The following is a 14782-nucleotide window of genomic DNA, read 5'->3' as shown; positions in this document are numbered from 1 at the left end:
GGCGGGACGAGACGGATGGATCGACCCATGAGTCGGAGGCGTCGGGACGTCGACACCCTCCACGCGCGGGCCCTTGCCGGAGCCGGCGCAGCCATCGTGCTGGGCGGCGCGTGGGTTGGGGGCCGGGCTGTCCTCACCCTCGGGCTGCTCCTCTGCGCCATGAGCGCGTACCTGTTTCTTCGCCCACCGAGAGGACCCGATGCTGATAGATAGCCGCATGCGCATGACCGTTCCCATGAAGCGAAACGCAGCCTTGGCGCGGCGCCGTGGCGCGGCGCTCATCGTGGCCTGCTCCGCTTGGGCACCGTGGGGGGCGCTTGCTCAAGAAGCGCCGGCGTCGTCGACGCTCACGCCGCTCGCCGAAGCCGCGCCGGTCCCGGAGAGCTCTCCGTCGGCTCCGCCTCCGCCAGTCGCGAAGCCGGCACCGGCGCCCGCGGCGGAAAGGCCGGCCCCGGAGCCCGAGAAGCTAGCGCCCGTCAAGATCACGCCGCTCGGCTACGTCGAGGCCTACTACGCGTACAACCTCAACAGGCCCTCCAACGGCATCACCAACGCCCGCGGCTTCGACAACCGGCACAACACGTTCTCGTTCACGAACGTGGTGCTCGGGGCGACCGCCGAAGGTGGCCCCTTCGGGGCCAAGCTCGCCCTTCAAGTGGGCAGCATGCCCAGCACCATCTACCTCGGCGAGCCCACGCTGCCCGGCGCATCGGGGGCGAACGCCTCGAACGGCGAACTCTGGAAGTACCTTCAGGAGGCCTACGTCACGTACAAGGCGCCCGTCGGTCGAGGGCTGCTGCTGCAACTCGGACTCAGCGCGTCGCCCGTTGGCTACGAGGTGTTGTCGGTGAAGGACAACTGGAATTGGTCGCGCTCGAACCTCTTCTACGGGTTCCCCTATTACCACACGGGCCTCCGCGCCACGCAGGAGCTCACGAAGGAGCTCTCGGCCATCGTCGGGATCTTCAACGGTTGGAACTCTGTCGTCGACAACAACGAAGAGAAGAGCGTGCAGGCGACGTTGGTCTACAAGATCGAGAGCAAGCTCGCCTTGCAGGCGCTCTACTTCGGCGGCATCGAACGCCCGACCGGCTCGCCGGAAGGTCCGCGTTGGCGCCACCACCTCGACGCCACAGCGCAGGTCGATGCGACCGATTGGCTCTCCGTCGCAGCCCAGGGCGACTACGGCTGGGAGACGACGCGCATGGGCCCCGCTCGCTGGATCGCCGGTGCGCTCTACGGCCGCGTGCGTCCCGTCGAAAAGTTCTTCGTGACGCTTCGCGGCGATCGGTTCCACGAGCACCTCGGCACCGACGGTTCGGGGCGCGCCAGCTCCCCGCTCTTTTGGGGCGGCGTCGAGTGGGTGAGCTCGGCGACGGTGACGCTCGACGTCCGGCCGCACGAGAACCTGTCGGTGCGCCTCGAGGGCCGCCACGACGTGGCCGACGAGCCGCTCTACTTCGCGGGCGACGTCGCCGGCGCAGGCGTCGCCGGAGCGCCCTACGTGGCCAACGCGCGAACGCAGACGACGCTGCTCCTCGGCGCCACCGCGTGGTTCTGACGTCTGTCTTAACGAATCCCTGACGCGCGGCTCACTAGAGTCATGGCGAGTGAGGATTCGCCATGCTCGACGCGCTTCATCTCGGTCTGATTGCCGCACTGGTCGTCGCGACGCTCGCGCTCTTCCGCATCTGCGAGCGCGCGTGACGTCGCCGTGGAAGGTGGCCCTAAGCCTATGAGCCCGCTCTACCTCGTGGGCGCCGTTCTGTCGTCGGCGCTCTTCGTCTACCTCGTCTACGCCATGCTCAAGCCGGAGGACTTCTCGTGAACGCGCTCGTGCAGCTCGCGCTCTACGTCGTCGTCCTCGGCGCGCTGGCGTTCCCGCTCGGGTCCTTCATGGCCCGCGTCTACGAGGAGAAGGCGCTTCTAAGCCAGCGCGTCCTCGGACCCGTCGAACGCGCGATCTATCGCGTCGTGGGCGTCAACGCGAAGGAGGAGATGACCCTCCGCAGCTACGTGCTCTCGGTCCTCCTCTTCAACGTGGCCGGGCTTCTCGCCGTCTACGCGCTCCAGCGCCTGCAAGGCGCGCTGCCGCTGAACCCGCAAGGCCTCGCCGCGGTCTCGCCCGACTCGTCGTTCAACACGGCCGTCAGCTTCGCCTCCAACACCAACTGGCAGGGCTACGGCGGCGAGTCGACCATGAGCTACCTGACCCAGATGGTCGGGCTCACGGTCCAGAACTTCGTGTCGGCGGCGACGGGCATGGCCGTCCTCGTGGCGCTCGTCCGCGGCTTCACACGCACCGGCGCTGCCACGCTCGGGAGCTTCTGGGTCGATCTCACGCGCTCGACGCTCTACGTGCTCTTGCCGCTCTCGGTCGTGGTGGCGCTCGTGCTCGTGTCGCAGGGCGTCGTGCAGACGTTTGGGCCTTCCGTGAGTGCGAGCCTCGTGGAGGGCACGAAAGACGCCGACGGCAAGGCGGTGTTGGATCAGCTGATCGCGCTCGGGCCTGCCGCGTCGCAGATCGCCATCAAGCAACTGGGCACCAACGGCGGCGGCTTCTTCAACGTCAACTCGGCGCACCCGTTCGAGAACCCCACGCCGCTCTCGAACTTCGTGCAGGTCCTCTCGATTCTCCTGGTTCCCGCCGCCTTGTGCGTGACGTTCGGAAAGATGGTCGGCGATCGGCGCCAGGGCCTCGTGATCCTCTCGGCGATGTTCGCGCTCTTCGTTCCGTTCCTCGCGCTCTGCCTTTGGGCCGAGCAAGGCCCGAACGCCGCGCTCTCCGCGCCCAGCCTCGGGCTCTCGATCGATCAGGCGGCCTCCGCGCTTCAGGCCGGAGGCAACATGGAAGGCAAGGAGCTCCGCTTCGGCGTGACGGGCTCGGCCCTGTGGGCGACGGCCACGACGGCCGCGTCCAACGGCTCTGTGAACTCCATGCACGACTCCTTCACGCCGCTCGGGGGCCTCGCCCCGATGGTCTTGATGCAGCTCGGCGAGGTGGTCTTTGGCGGCGTGGGGTCGGGCCTCTACGGCATGCTCGTCTTCGCCGTCGTTGCCGTCTTCGTCGCCGGGCTGATGGTTGGCCGCACCCCCGAGTACCTGGGCAAGAAGATCGAACCCTACGAGATGAAGATGGCGTCGCTCGTCGTCTTGATTCCGCCGGTGCTCGTGCTCCTCGGCGCCGCCGTGGCCAGCGTGACCGAGGCGGGCCAAAAGGGAGTCCTAAACCCAGGCGCGCACGGCTTCAGCGAGATCCTCTACGCGGCGTCTTCCGCGGGCAACAACAACGGGAGCGCCTTCGCGGGCCTCTCCGCCAACACGCCGTTCTACAACGTCGTCCTGGGCCTCTTGATGTTCGGGGCCCGCTACTGGCTCATCGTCCCGACCTTGGCGCTCGCGGCGTCGCTCGCCAAAAAGAAGATCGTGCCCACCACGAGCGGCACGCTGCCGACGCACACGTGGCTCTTTGGCGCGCTCTTGGTCTTCACCGTGCTCGTGGTCGGCGCGCTCACGTTCATCCCGGCGCTCGCGCTCGGCCCCGTCGCGGCGCATCTCAAGCTCGGAGCACACTGATGGCCTCCTCCGCCTCCACCGCAAGCGCCACCTCAAAGGCGCCGCGAAAGCTCTTCGACGGGCCCATCGTTCGGCGCGCCGTCGTCGATTCGTTCCGCAAGCTCGACCCGCGTCACCAGGTGCGAAACCCGGTCATGTTCGTCGTCCTCGTGGGGAGCGTCCTGACGACGGCGCTCTTCGTTCAAGCGGCCGTTGGCACCGGCGAGGCGCCGGCGGGATTCATCCTCGCCGTGAGCCTGTGGCTCTGGTTCACGGTTCTCTTCGCGAACTTCGCCGAGGCGATGGCCGAAGGTCGTGGCAAGGCCCAGGCTGACGCCCTGCGCGGCGCGCGCAAAGACACGCCGGCAAAGAAGGTCACGAGCCCAGACTTGTCGGCGGACGCCTCGTCGCTCGCGGAGGACAAAGATCCGCGGCCTCGGCTTACCTGGGAGACCGTCTCGTCGGCGGCGCTGCGGCGCGGTGACGTCGTGCTCATCGAGGCCGGCGACGACATTCCCTGCGACGGCGAGATCGCCGCGGGCGCCGCGAGCGTCAACGAGGCGGCCATCACCGGCGAGAGCGCGCCCGTCATTCGCGAGGCCGGCGGTGATCGAAGCGCCGTCGTCGCGGGCACGCGCGTCCTCTCCGACTGGATCATCGTGCGGGCGTCGGCGAACCCCGGCGACACCTTCCTCGATCGCATGATCGCCATGGTCGAGGGCGCGAAGCGGAGGCGAACGCCCAACGAGATCGCGCTCTCGATCCTCCTCGCGGCGCTCACCATCGTCTTCCTCCTCGCGACGGTGACGCTCCTGCCGTTTTCGATCTTCACCGTGAAGGCGCAGGGAGCCGGTCAACCGGTGACCCTCACCGTGCTCGTGGCGCTCTTGGTGTGCCTCATCCCGACGACCATCGGCGGGCTGCTCTCGGCCATCGGCATCGCCGGCATGGATCGCATGATTCAGGCGAACGTCATCGCCACCTCGGGCCGCGCCGTCGAAGCGGCCGGCGACGTCGACGTGCTCTTGCTCGACAAGACCGGCACCATCACGCACGGAAACCGGCAGGCGACGGCCTTTCATCCGGCGCCGGGCGTCACCGTCGCCGCGCTCGCCGAGGCGGCGCAGCTCGCGTCGTTGGCCGACGAGACGCCGGAAGGGCGGAGCGTCGTCGCGCTGGCTCGTGAGAAACATGGGCTCGAGGAGCGGTCGCTTCGGGCGCTCGGCGGCGAGTTTATTCCGTTCACCGCGCAGACGCGCATGAGCGGGGTCGACGTGGCCGGCCGCGAGGTGAGGAAAGGCGCTTCGGACGCTGTCCTTGCCTACGTCACAAAGCTTGGCGGCGAGTTCCATGAAGCGGTCCGCGCCGCCGTTCGCGACGTCGCCAAGAAGGGCGCCACGCCGCTCGTCGTCGCCGATGGCGCGCGCGTCCTCGGCGTCATCGAGCTGAAGGACATCGTCAAGGGCGGCATCAAGGAGCGTTTCGTCGAGCTAAGGCGCATGGGCATCAAGACGGTGATGATCACGGGCGACAACCCGCTCACGGCCGCCGCCATCGCCGCCGAGGCTGGCGTCGACGACTTCCTCGCGCAGGCGACGCCGGAGGCGAAGCTCGCGCTCATTCGTCAACATCAAGCCACGGGGCGCCTCGTGGCGATGACCGGCGACGGCACCAACGACGCGCCGGCGCTGGCGCAAGCCGACGTGGCGGTAGCCATGAGCTCGGGCACGCAAGCCGCGAAAGAAGCCGGCAACATGGTCGACCTCGACTCGAACCCGACCAAGCTCATCGAGATCGTCGAGATCGGCAAGCAGATGCTCATGACGCGCGGCGCGCTCACGACCTTCAGCATCGCCAACGACATCGCCAAGTACTTCGCCATCATTCCCGCGGCCTTCGCCGTCACCGTTCCCGAGCTGGGCGCCCTGAACGTCATGCGCCTCGCCACGCCCGCGAGCGCCATCATGAGCGCCGTCATCTTCAACGCGCTCATCATCGTGGTGCTCATCCCGCTGGCGCTCCGCGGCGTCGCGTATCGGCCAGAAACCGCCGAGACGCTGCTCCGGCGAAACCTCGTGGTCTACGGCTTGGGCGGCGTCGTGGTCCCGTTCATCGGCATCAAGGTCGTTGACGTCGTTCTGTCGGTTCTTCGGTTGACCTAAGCCTTCGCTCGCCCGATTCGCCGCCGCCTTTCCCCAACGGAGTCACCAAGCCATGCGCGCATCCTCCACACATCCCGCAGCGAATGCCCCACCGCCGGTCCGTCTTGGCACGGTCGCCCTTCGAGCGGCCCTCATGCTCGCTGTCTTGACGCTCCTCACGGGGGTCGTCTACCCGCTCGTCGTGACGGGGCTCGCGAAGGTCGTCTTTCCGGCGCAAGCGGAGGGCAGTCTCGTCGAGGCCGGCGGCAAGGTGCGCGGCTCGCGGCTCCTCGGTCAGCCCTTCGAGGGGCCTGGTTACTTTTGGGGGCGCCTCTCGGCAACGTCCCCGTCGCCCTACAACGCGAGCGCATCGTCGGGCTCGAACCTCGCGCCTGGCAACGAGGCGCTGACGAAGGCGGCGGCGGCGCGCATCGACGCGCTCAAGGCCGCCGAGCCTGGTGTGACCCTCGGCGCGGTCCCCGCCGATCTCGTGACGGCGTCGGCGAGCGGGCTTGATCCCCACGTGAGCCCCGCGGCCGCCGAGTTTCAAGTGCGGCGCGTCGCTATGGCGCGCGGCCTGTCAGAAGTGCAAGTGCGCGCGCTCGTGGCGAGGCACACGGAGGGGCGGACCTTCGGTCTTCTTGGCGAGGTTCGCGTGAACGTGCTCGCGCTCAACATGACGCTCGACGAAGAGCGCCCGAACAAGGCCGCGCCGTTGCCGTCACGGTGACGCGCCCGCCTTTCCGTCGTCGAGCTTGAGCTTGTCGATGGTGTCGAGGACGCCCGAGCAGGTGGTCTCGTGGCAGCCGCGGCAGGCCGCCACGACCTTCTTGTACGCGTCGCGTCGGCTGGTGGTCGCGGTCTCCAGCTCTCGCAGGCGCGCGAGGTAGTCCGCGGCGCGAGCGTCGAACGCCGCGTTGCGATCGCTCGGCTCGGTGGGCCAGGCGCAGCGCATCTTGCGATGGCGACTCCAAAGCGCCGGAAGGGCGCGATTGTCCACGACGGCGGTCTTCGCCGCTTCCGTGTCCTCGAGCATCGAACGCATGAGCAAGGCGAGCTCGCTCGCGCCGTTGGGATTGCGCTCGGATGGGACGAGGTGCCCGGGGCTCCCCGGTACGCCGCTCACGAGCGGCGTCGCGAGCGTGCACTCCGCGCTGCTGGCGGCGTCGGCGGCGTCGGCGACATTGGCGGCGTCGGCCAGGCTCACGAGGGGAGGTGCCACCGGCTTGATGCAGAACTTCCGCACCTCGCGCGCGCCCTTCTCCGTGATCCAATTGACGTCGCTGCACGTTGTGGGAGCGGGGCAGTCGCCGGGCGCTGTGCAAGCCTTCGTGCACACGCTCGCGCCGCCGATGAAGAGGCACTGGCCGCGGCACATCGCGTTCGGCGCGCACACGTCGCCGACGACGGCGTGCACCATGTAGACGTTGGCGTAGACCAAGTACCCGGCCATGAGGACGACAACGATGGCGGGTCCGAGCCACAGGCGAAGGCGCTGATTCAAGCGGCGACGACCATACCATCGGCACGGCGCGGTCTGCGAATCGAGCGGCGCCGGCGCGTCGGCCCCTCGGCCCGCCGGTGAGGCGATCAGGGGCCGTCGGCCAGGCCCTCGACGACGTGCACGAGGCCCACGACGACGCGCGCGAGGCGCTCGTAGTCGAGCTTGTCGGGGGTGTCGGCTGCCGTGTGGTAGTGCGGATAGCGGAAGGGCGCCGTGTCGGTGACCATTAGCGCCGGGACCCCGAGCAAGGTGAACGACTCGTGATCGGACCAGCCGACGCCCGGGAGCTTCCCGGGCAACGCGCCGCCCTCCGAGGGAATCGTCGCGGTCTCGCGGAAGAGGCCGACCGAGCGTCTCACGAACGGCGCGACGTCGAGGCTGCTCACGAAGCCGATGAAGTCGCCTTGGCTCGGGTAATAGAGGCTGAAGGGGAAGGGGTATTGCTGGCTGCCGCGAGTGTCCGAGAAGTAGCCCATCGTCTCGAGGCTCAACATGGCGACGACCTGCTCGCCGCGCGCCTTCATGCGTGCGGCATGCACGCGACTTCCCATGCGATCGGCCTTGCGAAAGTGCGGCGGCTCCTCGTTGGTAAACGCGACGAAGCGGAGCGTCCGCGCGAAGCGCCGTCCCGCCATGCGACCGGCGAGCTCAAGGAGCGCGGCGGCGCCGGAGCCGTTGTCGTTGGCGCCGGGGGCGCCTTCTGCTGAATCGTAGTGAGCGCCCACGAGCACGATCTCAGTGGCGCGCGCCGCGCCGGCGATCTCCGCCTCGACGTTGGCGCAGCGAACGCCGTTCACCTCGAAGGTCTCGAGCGAGGCCTTGAGCCCCGCCTTGGCAAGCTCGGTCTCGACGAAGCGCTCCGCGGCCGTGAGCTCCACGGGATGGTCGAGGTTTCGCTCTTTGGCAAAGCCCGCCTGCACGAACGCGCGCAAGCGAGCGGCGGTGGCGCGCTCTGCGTCGGTGAGCGGCGAGAGCGAGCGCCCCGCGCTTCTACCGGGCATCCGCACCATCTGGAACCAGACGACGGCGAGGGGAGCGCCGACCAAGAGGAGGAGCGAGACGAGGACGACCGATGCGATCCGCCGTCCGCGCGAAGGTCGAGTCACGGACCGTTGAGCCACGGGCCGACGCTACGACAGATTCCGGAGGGAAGCGGGGTCTTTGCCGGGACTCTGCCGGAATGGGACTGGTGGATCCGCACCGGGGCACGGGTCTAGGGACATGAGGTCAAAAGCGCCGAGCGGCGCTTGGGCGCGGCTCCGCCGAGGCGTTTCGTGCAGGCACCAACAAGGCATGGAAGCTGCTCGTTGGGGAATATGCCCCGCATCTGGATCCTGCTCGCGCCCGCGCTTCTCGCGGCCGCAGCGTGCTCCGCGACGCCCGACGACTTTGGGACCGACGAGGGACCAAGCACGGACGGAACGCTCTCCTACGTGGGCAAGAGCGTCGTCCAGGCGCTCCGAGCGACGCAGTCGGCCGAGGAGGGCAAGACCTGGAACCTGTCGCTCGGCAACACCCTCCCGGCGGGCTTCGTGAAGCAAATTCCCTTCGCGGATACTTGGGGTCAAGCGAACGTGATCGTGGCGGCCCGCTGCAAGGCCAAGGAGCCGGGCTGCGAGCCCGACTTCCTCCTGAAGCGCTGCAGCTCCGACGCCGATTGCGGCGGCGCGGGCAAGTGCGCCGCGCTCAAGGCCACCGTGGCCCACCGCACGGCGCAACCGAAGTCGCTGTGCGTGGGGCACTCGGACGCGCTCCTCGACGAGGTTTGGTCTGCCATCACGGAAGCCAAAGAGAGCGTGGACATCTCGAGCCTGACGCCGCCCGAAGGACGCTTTGAGGCGACCGTGCGTAACGCCGTGACCTACGCGAGCGAGAGCGCGAACCCGGCGCGCGTTCGCATGCTCTTCGGGGACTTCCCCGGCTCGTTCGTCTCCGCGCAGAAGACCTACGACGCGGTGACGCGAGACATCCCCGCGAGCTCACGCATCGACGTCTCGGTGGCGGCGGTGCGCGACGGCGTGACGTCGTGGAACCACTCGAAGATCATCGTCCGCGACCAGCGCGCCAGCTTGGTTGGCGGAGTGAACCTGTGGGATGAGCACTACCTCGGGAAGAATCCGGTCCACGACACCTGGATCGCCGTGGAAGGTCGCGCCGCTCGAGATGCGTCACGCTACCTGGATGAGCTTTGGGGTTATGCCTGCGGGAAGGGCAACCCCATCGACTCCAAAGAAGTCGTCATGCGCGCTCAGCCGCAGGCCCAGGCCCAAAGGTGCCCCGCGCCGCTCACGAGGCCCACCGGCAACGGTGCCGGCGGCACGCCCATCATTGCCGCGGGCCGCCTCGGTGGGATGGGCGCCAACGCGAGCGATCAAGCGCTCGTGGCGCTCTTCGCGTCGGCGCGTCGCTCGATTCGCATGTCGCAGCAAGACATCGGACCTCTCAAGCGCGCGGGGCTCTCGTTTGCGGGCTGGCCGGAAGAGCAGATGGTCGCGATGATCGCGGCCATGGCGCGCGGCGTCGAGATCAGCATCGTCCTCTCGAACCCGAAATCTGTTCCCGGCGACGTCGGCGCCATTCAGGCGATCTACAACAGCTACGACAACGGTTGGTCGCTCGAAGAGGTCGGCAAGAAGTTCATCGGCGTCGCCGAAGGGCGCCGCGACGTGCTCGGCGGAAAGGAGCCGACGGCGCTCGTCTGCGAGAAGCTCAAGCTCATGAACCTTCGCATGGGCGCCGGCGAGACCTGGCCCGACGGCAACACGTTCGCCAACCACGCGAAGTCGATCATCGTCGATGACCGCGCCTTCTACCTCGGTTCGCAGAACACCTACGTCGCGAACCTCGCCGAGTTCGGCTACATCGTCGACGACAGCCGCGCGACGGAGAAATTCATCGCCGAGTACCAGGCGAAGGCCGAAGAAGGCTCGCGCCGCACCGCCGTGAGCGGCCCCGGCGTCGCTTGCCGGCTGCGGTGACGCGTCGCGGGCGCGCCTCCTCGTTCGTTAGGGACACTTGACGAGCGGCGCGAGGGGAGCGAACGACCAGCCGTCGTTCGGCGTCGCGCCATCGGCGGCGACCATCGCGTTCTCGAGCGCGTCTTTGATCTCCGCGAAGGTCTGTCCGAGCTTGTCCGCCGTGGCCGTCGTGGCGACGCACAAGAACTTCGGCTTGCCGCAGATGTCGAGGTCCTCGCAGCCGGGCTTCTCGGGGCCGAGGCTCTTGAACTCCTGATCGCCGTAGAGCGCGACGCCCCCCACCATGACGAGGCGAACCTGCTTCGGCGTCGCCGTCACGACCGCGTCGTACGGATCTTTGGCTCCGCCGGCGAAGACCACGAGATCGGCGAGGAGTCCCTCCTTGATGGCGCCGAGCTTGTCGTCGACGGCAAGGACCTTGGCGCCGTTCTCCGTCGCCATCGTGACGAGCTCCCTCGATGTGAGCTTGCCGCCCCACTTGGCCGCGTCCCAGTCGCGCGCGAAGCGCAGTTCGTCCAAGAGGTTTTGGCTCCCTCCCATCGACCAGTCGGGGCCGAGCGCGACGAGCACGCCGGACTCGCGAGCCAAGGGAATGTTCGTGGTGTCGCCGTAGAGCGCGATGTTCGACGCGGGCGACCACGTCAGCTTCATGCCCACTTGCGCCATGGTCTGAAACTCGGTGGCCGTGAAGGCCGTGCCGTGCGTGATGGTTGTTTGCGCGGCGTAGAGGCAGTTCGCTGGCGTCGACGACGCTCCGAGCGTGGCGAACTCGTTCTTGCTCTTCTGGTCGAGCCCCTCGCCGCAATGGACGAGGAAAGCTTCCGAGGTTTGGTTTTGAAAGTTTTGGCAAACGCCGGTGGCGTTCGACGGAGGAAACGTCGCCGACGTTTGCACGCGATCTTCGTCGAGCCCGTTTTGGGCGACGTCGGCGGAGCGGGCCAGCGAGCCGAAACACGCGGCGCTCGTGCCGGGAAGGCCGACGATGCTCGTTGTGCCTGCGATGAGCCCTTTCAGCTCACCCCACTTGTCCATCTCGCAACGCAGGCTGCCCTCGCGCGTCCCGTAGGGCGTTTGTGCGCACCACGCGGGCTTGCCTTGCGAGTCGTTGGCGAGGCACTGCTTGACGTCGAGCATCGCGCCGTAGCGGGGCTCGAGCGTCCATTGATCGTGGTTTTGGTACGCCTTCTCCGGCAGCCAATCGTCGTTGTCGAAGACGTCGAAGAGGATGTGGTTGTGCGTGTCGATGAGGCCTGGCGCGATGACGCCGCCGGTGTCGAGGATCGACGCGCGGCCGGCGACGTCGCGGCCGCGGCACCCCTGGCCCTTCGCGACGCAGGTGATGCGCGGACCTTCGACGAGGACCTCGCCGTCGATGGGGCCTTCTGGCGTGAGGACCGTGCCCACCAGCAGTACGACGTCGCGCGAAGCGATGGTCGTCGCGGTCTCGCGGACGCCCGCGTCCTCGATGGGCGGCAGCGCGGTCGTTGGTGGCAACGTGCTGCCCGGTCCGCCTCCGTCGCCGCAGCCAGCCCAGAACGCGGCAGCGGCGGCGGCCCACGCAACGCCAAGAATGTGTCGCGCGATGGGCACGGGCCCAAGATAGCCGGTCCGCGGGCCCGTGGCGTTCCCTCGGTCGTCCGGTCGGTCGGAACGCGAAGCTCAGCCGCGCGGGCCGGCGGCCGGCGGGGGGGGGGCGGCAAACGGCGGGGGGAGCCCCGACGGCCCCCAACAATTAGCATGCTAATTGTCGAGCTTGGCGCCCGCGGGGCGGGCCGGGCCCGGCCCCGACGGTCTCGGTAATTAGCATGCTAATTGGCGAGCCCGGCACCCGCGGCCCGGCCGCCCGTCGCCGTCGCCGTCGCCGTCGCCGTCGCCGTCGGGGTCGTGGTCGTGGTCGGGGTCGGGGTCGGGGTCGGGGTCGGGGTCGGGGTCGGGGTCGCGGGTCGCGGTCGCGGTCGCGACGGGTGGATTCGGTGACGCCGCACACCATCCGGCCCGCTCAGTCGTCCAATGGGGGCGGAGCACGGTCGGCTACAGGGGCGTGTGCCTAGGTCGCACCCGCACGGCGAATAGGCAACTCTCGAAGGATCCGGTAGAAATACCAAGGAGCATGACGGTGTCCCGATCGCACTTCCGACCGTGGCTGATGGCCGCCGCGCTCCTGGCCGGTCCGTCGACCGCGAGCGTCGCCTGGGCCCAGCCCACTACGACGGCGAAGCCGGTTCAGCCGCTCGGTACTTCGCTGACGGGCCCGGCTCGCGTGGCCTACGACGCTGGGAAGCTAGCCTACGCCGCCGGCGACATGCCGGGCGCCCTCGCGCAGTTCACGCGTGCGCACGAGCTGTCCCGGGACGCCCGCCTCCTGTGGAACATGGCTGCCTGTGAGAAGTCCGTGCGCCACTACGCGCGCGCCACCACGCTCGTGGCCCGCTACCTCAAGGAAGGCGCCGGCATCCTCCCGCTGACGCCGTGGCGAGCGCCGTGGAAACGCAGAAGGCGCTCCGTGCATTTTACAGCGTTCTGTCGTTTCGCAACGCACCCGATGGCGCGCGCGTCACGGTCGATGGCGAGCTCGTCGGCACGTTGCCCCTCGCGCAAGACCTCGCCATCGACATCGGACCCCACGCGGTGCGCGTCGAGAAGGAAGGGTTCGTCCCGTTCACGGCCAACGTCTCGGCGCCCGGTCAGACCGACCTCACCCTCGAAGTGACGCTGCGCCGTGAAGACAACGCGGCGCGCCTCGCCATCCAAACCGACGCCGCCGGCGCCATCGCCGTCGATGGTGTCGTGGTTGGCACGGGGCGTTGGGAGGGAGCGCTCGCTGCGGGACCTCACACGGTCCGCGTCTCCGCGACCGGCAAGAAGACCCACGAGGCGTCCGTCGACGTGGCCGCGAAGGAGGCCCGGACGCTGCAGATCTCCCTCGAAGACGAAGCCAAGATGCCCCTCTGGCCGTGGATCGTCGGCGGTGCGGCGGTCGTCGGTGGCGCGGTCGTCGGCGGGTATTTTCTCTTCAAGCCGAAGGAAGAGCCGGGACAAGTGCCCGTGGGCAAGCTCGGAACGGTCGTCCTTCCCTCGGGCGTTAGGTTCTGACGTGAACCGACCTCGCGCTGCCCAACGCTGTCGCCGTCGCCCTACCGCGCGGAGGCTCGCGTGAGCGCCGTCGACGACGCGTCCCTCAAGCCGGGGCTGCTCGTCACAGCCAACATTCGTCTCGATAAGCCGTTGGGCCGAGGCGCCATGGGCAGCGTGTGGCTCGCCGATCACCTCGTCCTGCAGACTCAGGTCGTCGTGAAGTTCCTGTCCGGCGACTACCTCGACGACTCCGTCTTGATGGCGCGCTTCGAGCGTGAGGCGGCGCTGGCGGCGCGAGCCAAGGGGCCCCACGTCGTGCAGGTCTTCGACCACGGCACGACGGCGGGGGGGATCCCGTTCATCGCCATGGAGCACCTCGAGGGCGAAGACCTCGGCAAGCGCATCAAGCGTGATGGGCGCATCGACGCGCAGGTGTTTGCCCGCTGGCTCTCGCAGCTCGCGAAGGGGCTCGGCAAGGCGCACAAGAACGGGGTCGTTCACCGCGACATCAAGCCCGAGAACATTTTCCTCTGCGACAACGAAGGGGAGATCCTCGTCAAGATTCTCGACTTCGGGGTTGCCAAGGGCGAGACCAGCTCGGCCTTCAGCGGAACGGCGACGAACGCGATGATCGGCACGCCCTACTACATGAGCCCGGAGCAGATGATGGGCTCCAAGGACATCGATCACCGCGCCGACCTCTGGGCCGTGGCGGTGGTGGCCTTCAAGGCGCTGACCGGTCAGCTGCCCTTCGAGGCGCAGGTCATCGGGCAGCTCGTTCATGCCATTGGCAGCAAGGCGCACCCGCTGCCAAGCTCGCTCGTGCCGGACCTTCCCGCTGGCGTGGGCGAGGGCATCGACGCCTGGATGGCCAAGGCTCTCGCAAAGCTCCCGGAGCACCGGTTTTCGTCGGCCAAGGAGCTCTCGGACGCCTTCTCGCTGGCGGTGGGCGTGCCGCTCCCGCCGATCATCGACGAGCAGTCGAGCCTCGGCCGCGGCTCGAAGGCCGACCTCGGCGGCTCGGGTCCCGCGCCGCGAGGCCTGAGCGGTTCGACGATCTCGGCGACGACGAACGAGTCTTCCGGTCCCACGCTGTCGCGCAAATCGCGTTACCTCGCGGCGGGGGCGGCCACCGGCGCGCTCGTCGCGGGCGCGCTCGTGGTGGTCTTGCTCTTGCCGGGCCCCCGCGGCTCGCGCGATACGCCTACCGCCGACGCGCGCGTCGCGCCGATCGCCCCGGCCACCGCTGATCTTCATCCGTCGGCCACGACGGTCGTCGACGCGAATCCAGGAGAGCGACCCGCGGCGCCGCGGGTCGCGGACGTCGTCGCGCCCGTCGCGGCTGTGGCCGACGCGGGGGAGACCGCGGTGCCGTCGCCGTCGCCCGGTCCGTCGGCCTCGTCGGGTGGCAAGGAGGGCGGCAAGGAAGGCGGGCGCCGCCGTCCGCCGCCGGCCGCCATCGAGCCGCGCCGGCCGCCGCGTACGACCAATCCGCTCGACATGCCCATCCAGTAGCGCCTCCAGGCGGG

The 14782-nt window shown here is 68.7% G+C and carries 11 protein-coding genes; 8 read left to right on the top strand and 3 right to left on the bottom strand.

The window, feature by feature from the left end; genetic code table 11:
• The first annotated feature begins 235 nt into the window (after window positions 1-235).
• The 5 genes from IPG50_04600 to kdpC all read left to right on the top strand — a co-directional run bounded on the left by IPG50_04600 (window position 236) and on the right by kdpC (window position 6426).
• Window positions 236-1561 (top strand): porin, encoded by a 1326-nt coding sequence (locus IPG50_04600; protein ID MBK6691469.1) that lies wholly within the window; start codon window positions 236-238, stop codon window positions 1559-1561.
• A gap of 174 nt (window positions 1562-1735) precedes the next feature.
• The gene (kdpF, locus tag IPG50_04595) at window positions 1736-1828 is read left to right on the top strand and encodes a K(+)-transporting ATPase subunit F (GenBank protein MBK6691468.1); all 93 of its coding nucleotides are present in this window, start codon (window positions 1736-1738) and stop codon (window positions 1826-1828) included.
• The gene (kdpA, locus tag IPG50_04590) at window positions 1825-3576 is read left to right on the top strand and encodes a potassium-transporting ATPase subunit KdpA (GenBank protein ID MBK6691467.1); all 1752 of its coding nucleotides are present in this window, start codon (window positions 1825-1827) and stop codon (window positions 3574-3576) included. Before kdpF ends, kdpA begins: the two co-directional genes overlap by 4 nt.
• Window positions 3576-5717 carry a potassium-transporting ATPase subunit KdpB gene (kdpB, locus tag IPG50_04585; protein ID MBK6691466.1) on the top strand — a complete coding sequence of 714 codons (2142 nt, stop codon included), beginning with the start codon at window positions 3576-3578 and terminating at the stop codon, window positions 5715-5717. The genes kdpA and kdpB overlap by 1 nt, the downstream gene beginning before the upstream one ends.
• Window positions 5718-5769: 52 nt before the next feature.
• Complete coding sequence (kdpC, locus tag IPG50_04580; GenBank protein MBK6691465.1) at window positions 5770-6426, top strand: potassium-transporting ATPase subunit KdpC; 657 nt, start codon at window positions 5770-5772, stop codon at window positions 6424-6426.
• Here kdpC and IPG50_04575 read toward each other — a convergent pair.
• Window positions 6418-7200 (bottom strand): hypothetical protein, encoded by a 783-nt coding sequence (locus IPG50_04575; protein ID MBK6691464.1) that lies wholly within the window; start codon window positions 7198-7200, stop codon window positions 6418-6420. The genes kdpC and IPG50_04575 overlap by 9 nt on opposite strands.
• An 86-nt stretch (window positions 7201-7286) precedes the next feature.
• Entirely contained in the window at window positions 7287-8210 is a 924-nt protein-coding gene (locus IPG50_04570; protein ID MBK6691463.1) for a M28 family peptidase, read from the bottom strand.
• 306 nt (window positions 8211-8516) lie between these two features.
• Between IPG50_04570 and IPG50_04565 the strand changes: the two genes are divergently transcribed.
• On the top strand, window positions 8517-10178 hold the full coding sequence (locus IPG50_04565) for a hypothetical protein (protein MBK6691462.1): 1662 nt from the start codon (window positions 8517-8519) through the stop codon (window positions 10176-10178).
• Window positions 10179-10205: 27 nt separating this feature from the next.
• Here the strand turns inward: IPG50_04565 and IPG50_04560 are convergent, their stop codons facing one another.
• Window positions 10206-11768: an amidohydrolase family protein gene (locus tag IPG50_04560; protein ID MBK6691461.1), complete on the bottom strand. Its 1563-nt coding sequence runs from the start codon at window positions 11766-11768 to the stop codon at window positions 10206-10208.
• A gap of 879 nt (window positions 11769-12647) precedes the next feature.
• On the opposite strand from IPG50_04560, the gene IPG50_04555 reads away from it, so the two are divergent.
• Together IPG50_04555 and IPG50_04550 are read left to right on the top strand one after the other, a co-directional pair.
• Window positions 12648-13271: a PEGA domain-containing protein gene (locus IPG50_04555; protein ID MBK6691460.1), complete on the top strand. Its 624-nt coding sequence runs from the start codon at window positions 12648-12650 to the stop codon at window positions 13269-13271.
• A gap of 60 nt (window positions 13272-13331) precedes the next feature.
• Window positions 13332-14768 carry a serine/threonine protein kinase gene (locus IPG50_04550; GenBank protein ID MBK6691459.1) on the top strand — a complete coding sequence of 479 codons (1437 nt, stop codon included), beginning with the start codon at window positions 13332-13334 and terminating at the stop codon, window positions 14766-14768.
• The last annotated feature ends 14 nt before the right edge of the window (window positions 14769-14782 follow it).

The organism is Myxococcales bacterium, assembly GCA_016703425.1.
GTDB lineage: Bacteria > Myxococcota_A > Polyangia > Polyangiales > Polyangiaceae > JADJCA01.
This window is presented reverse-complemented; position numbering and strand designations above follow the sequence as displayed.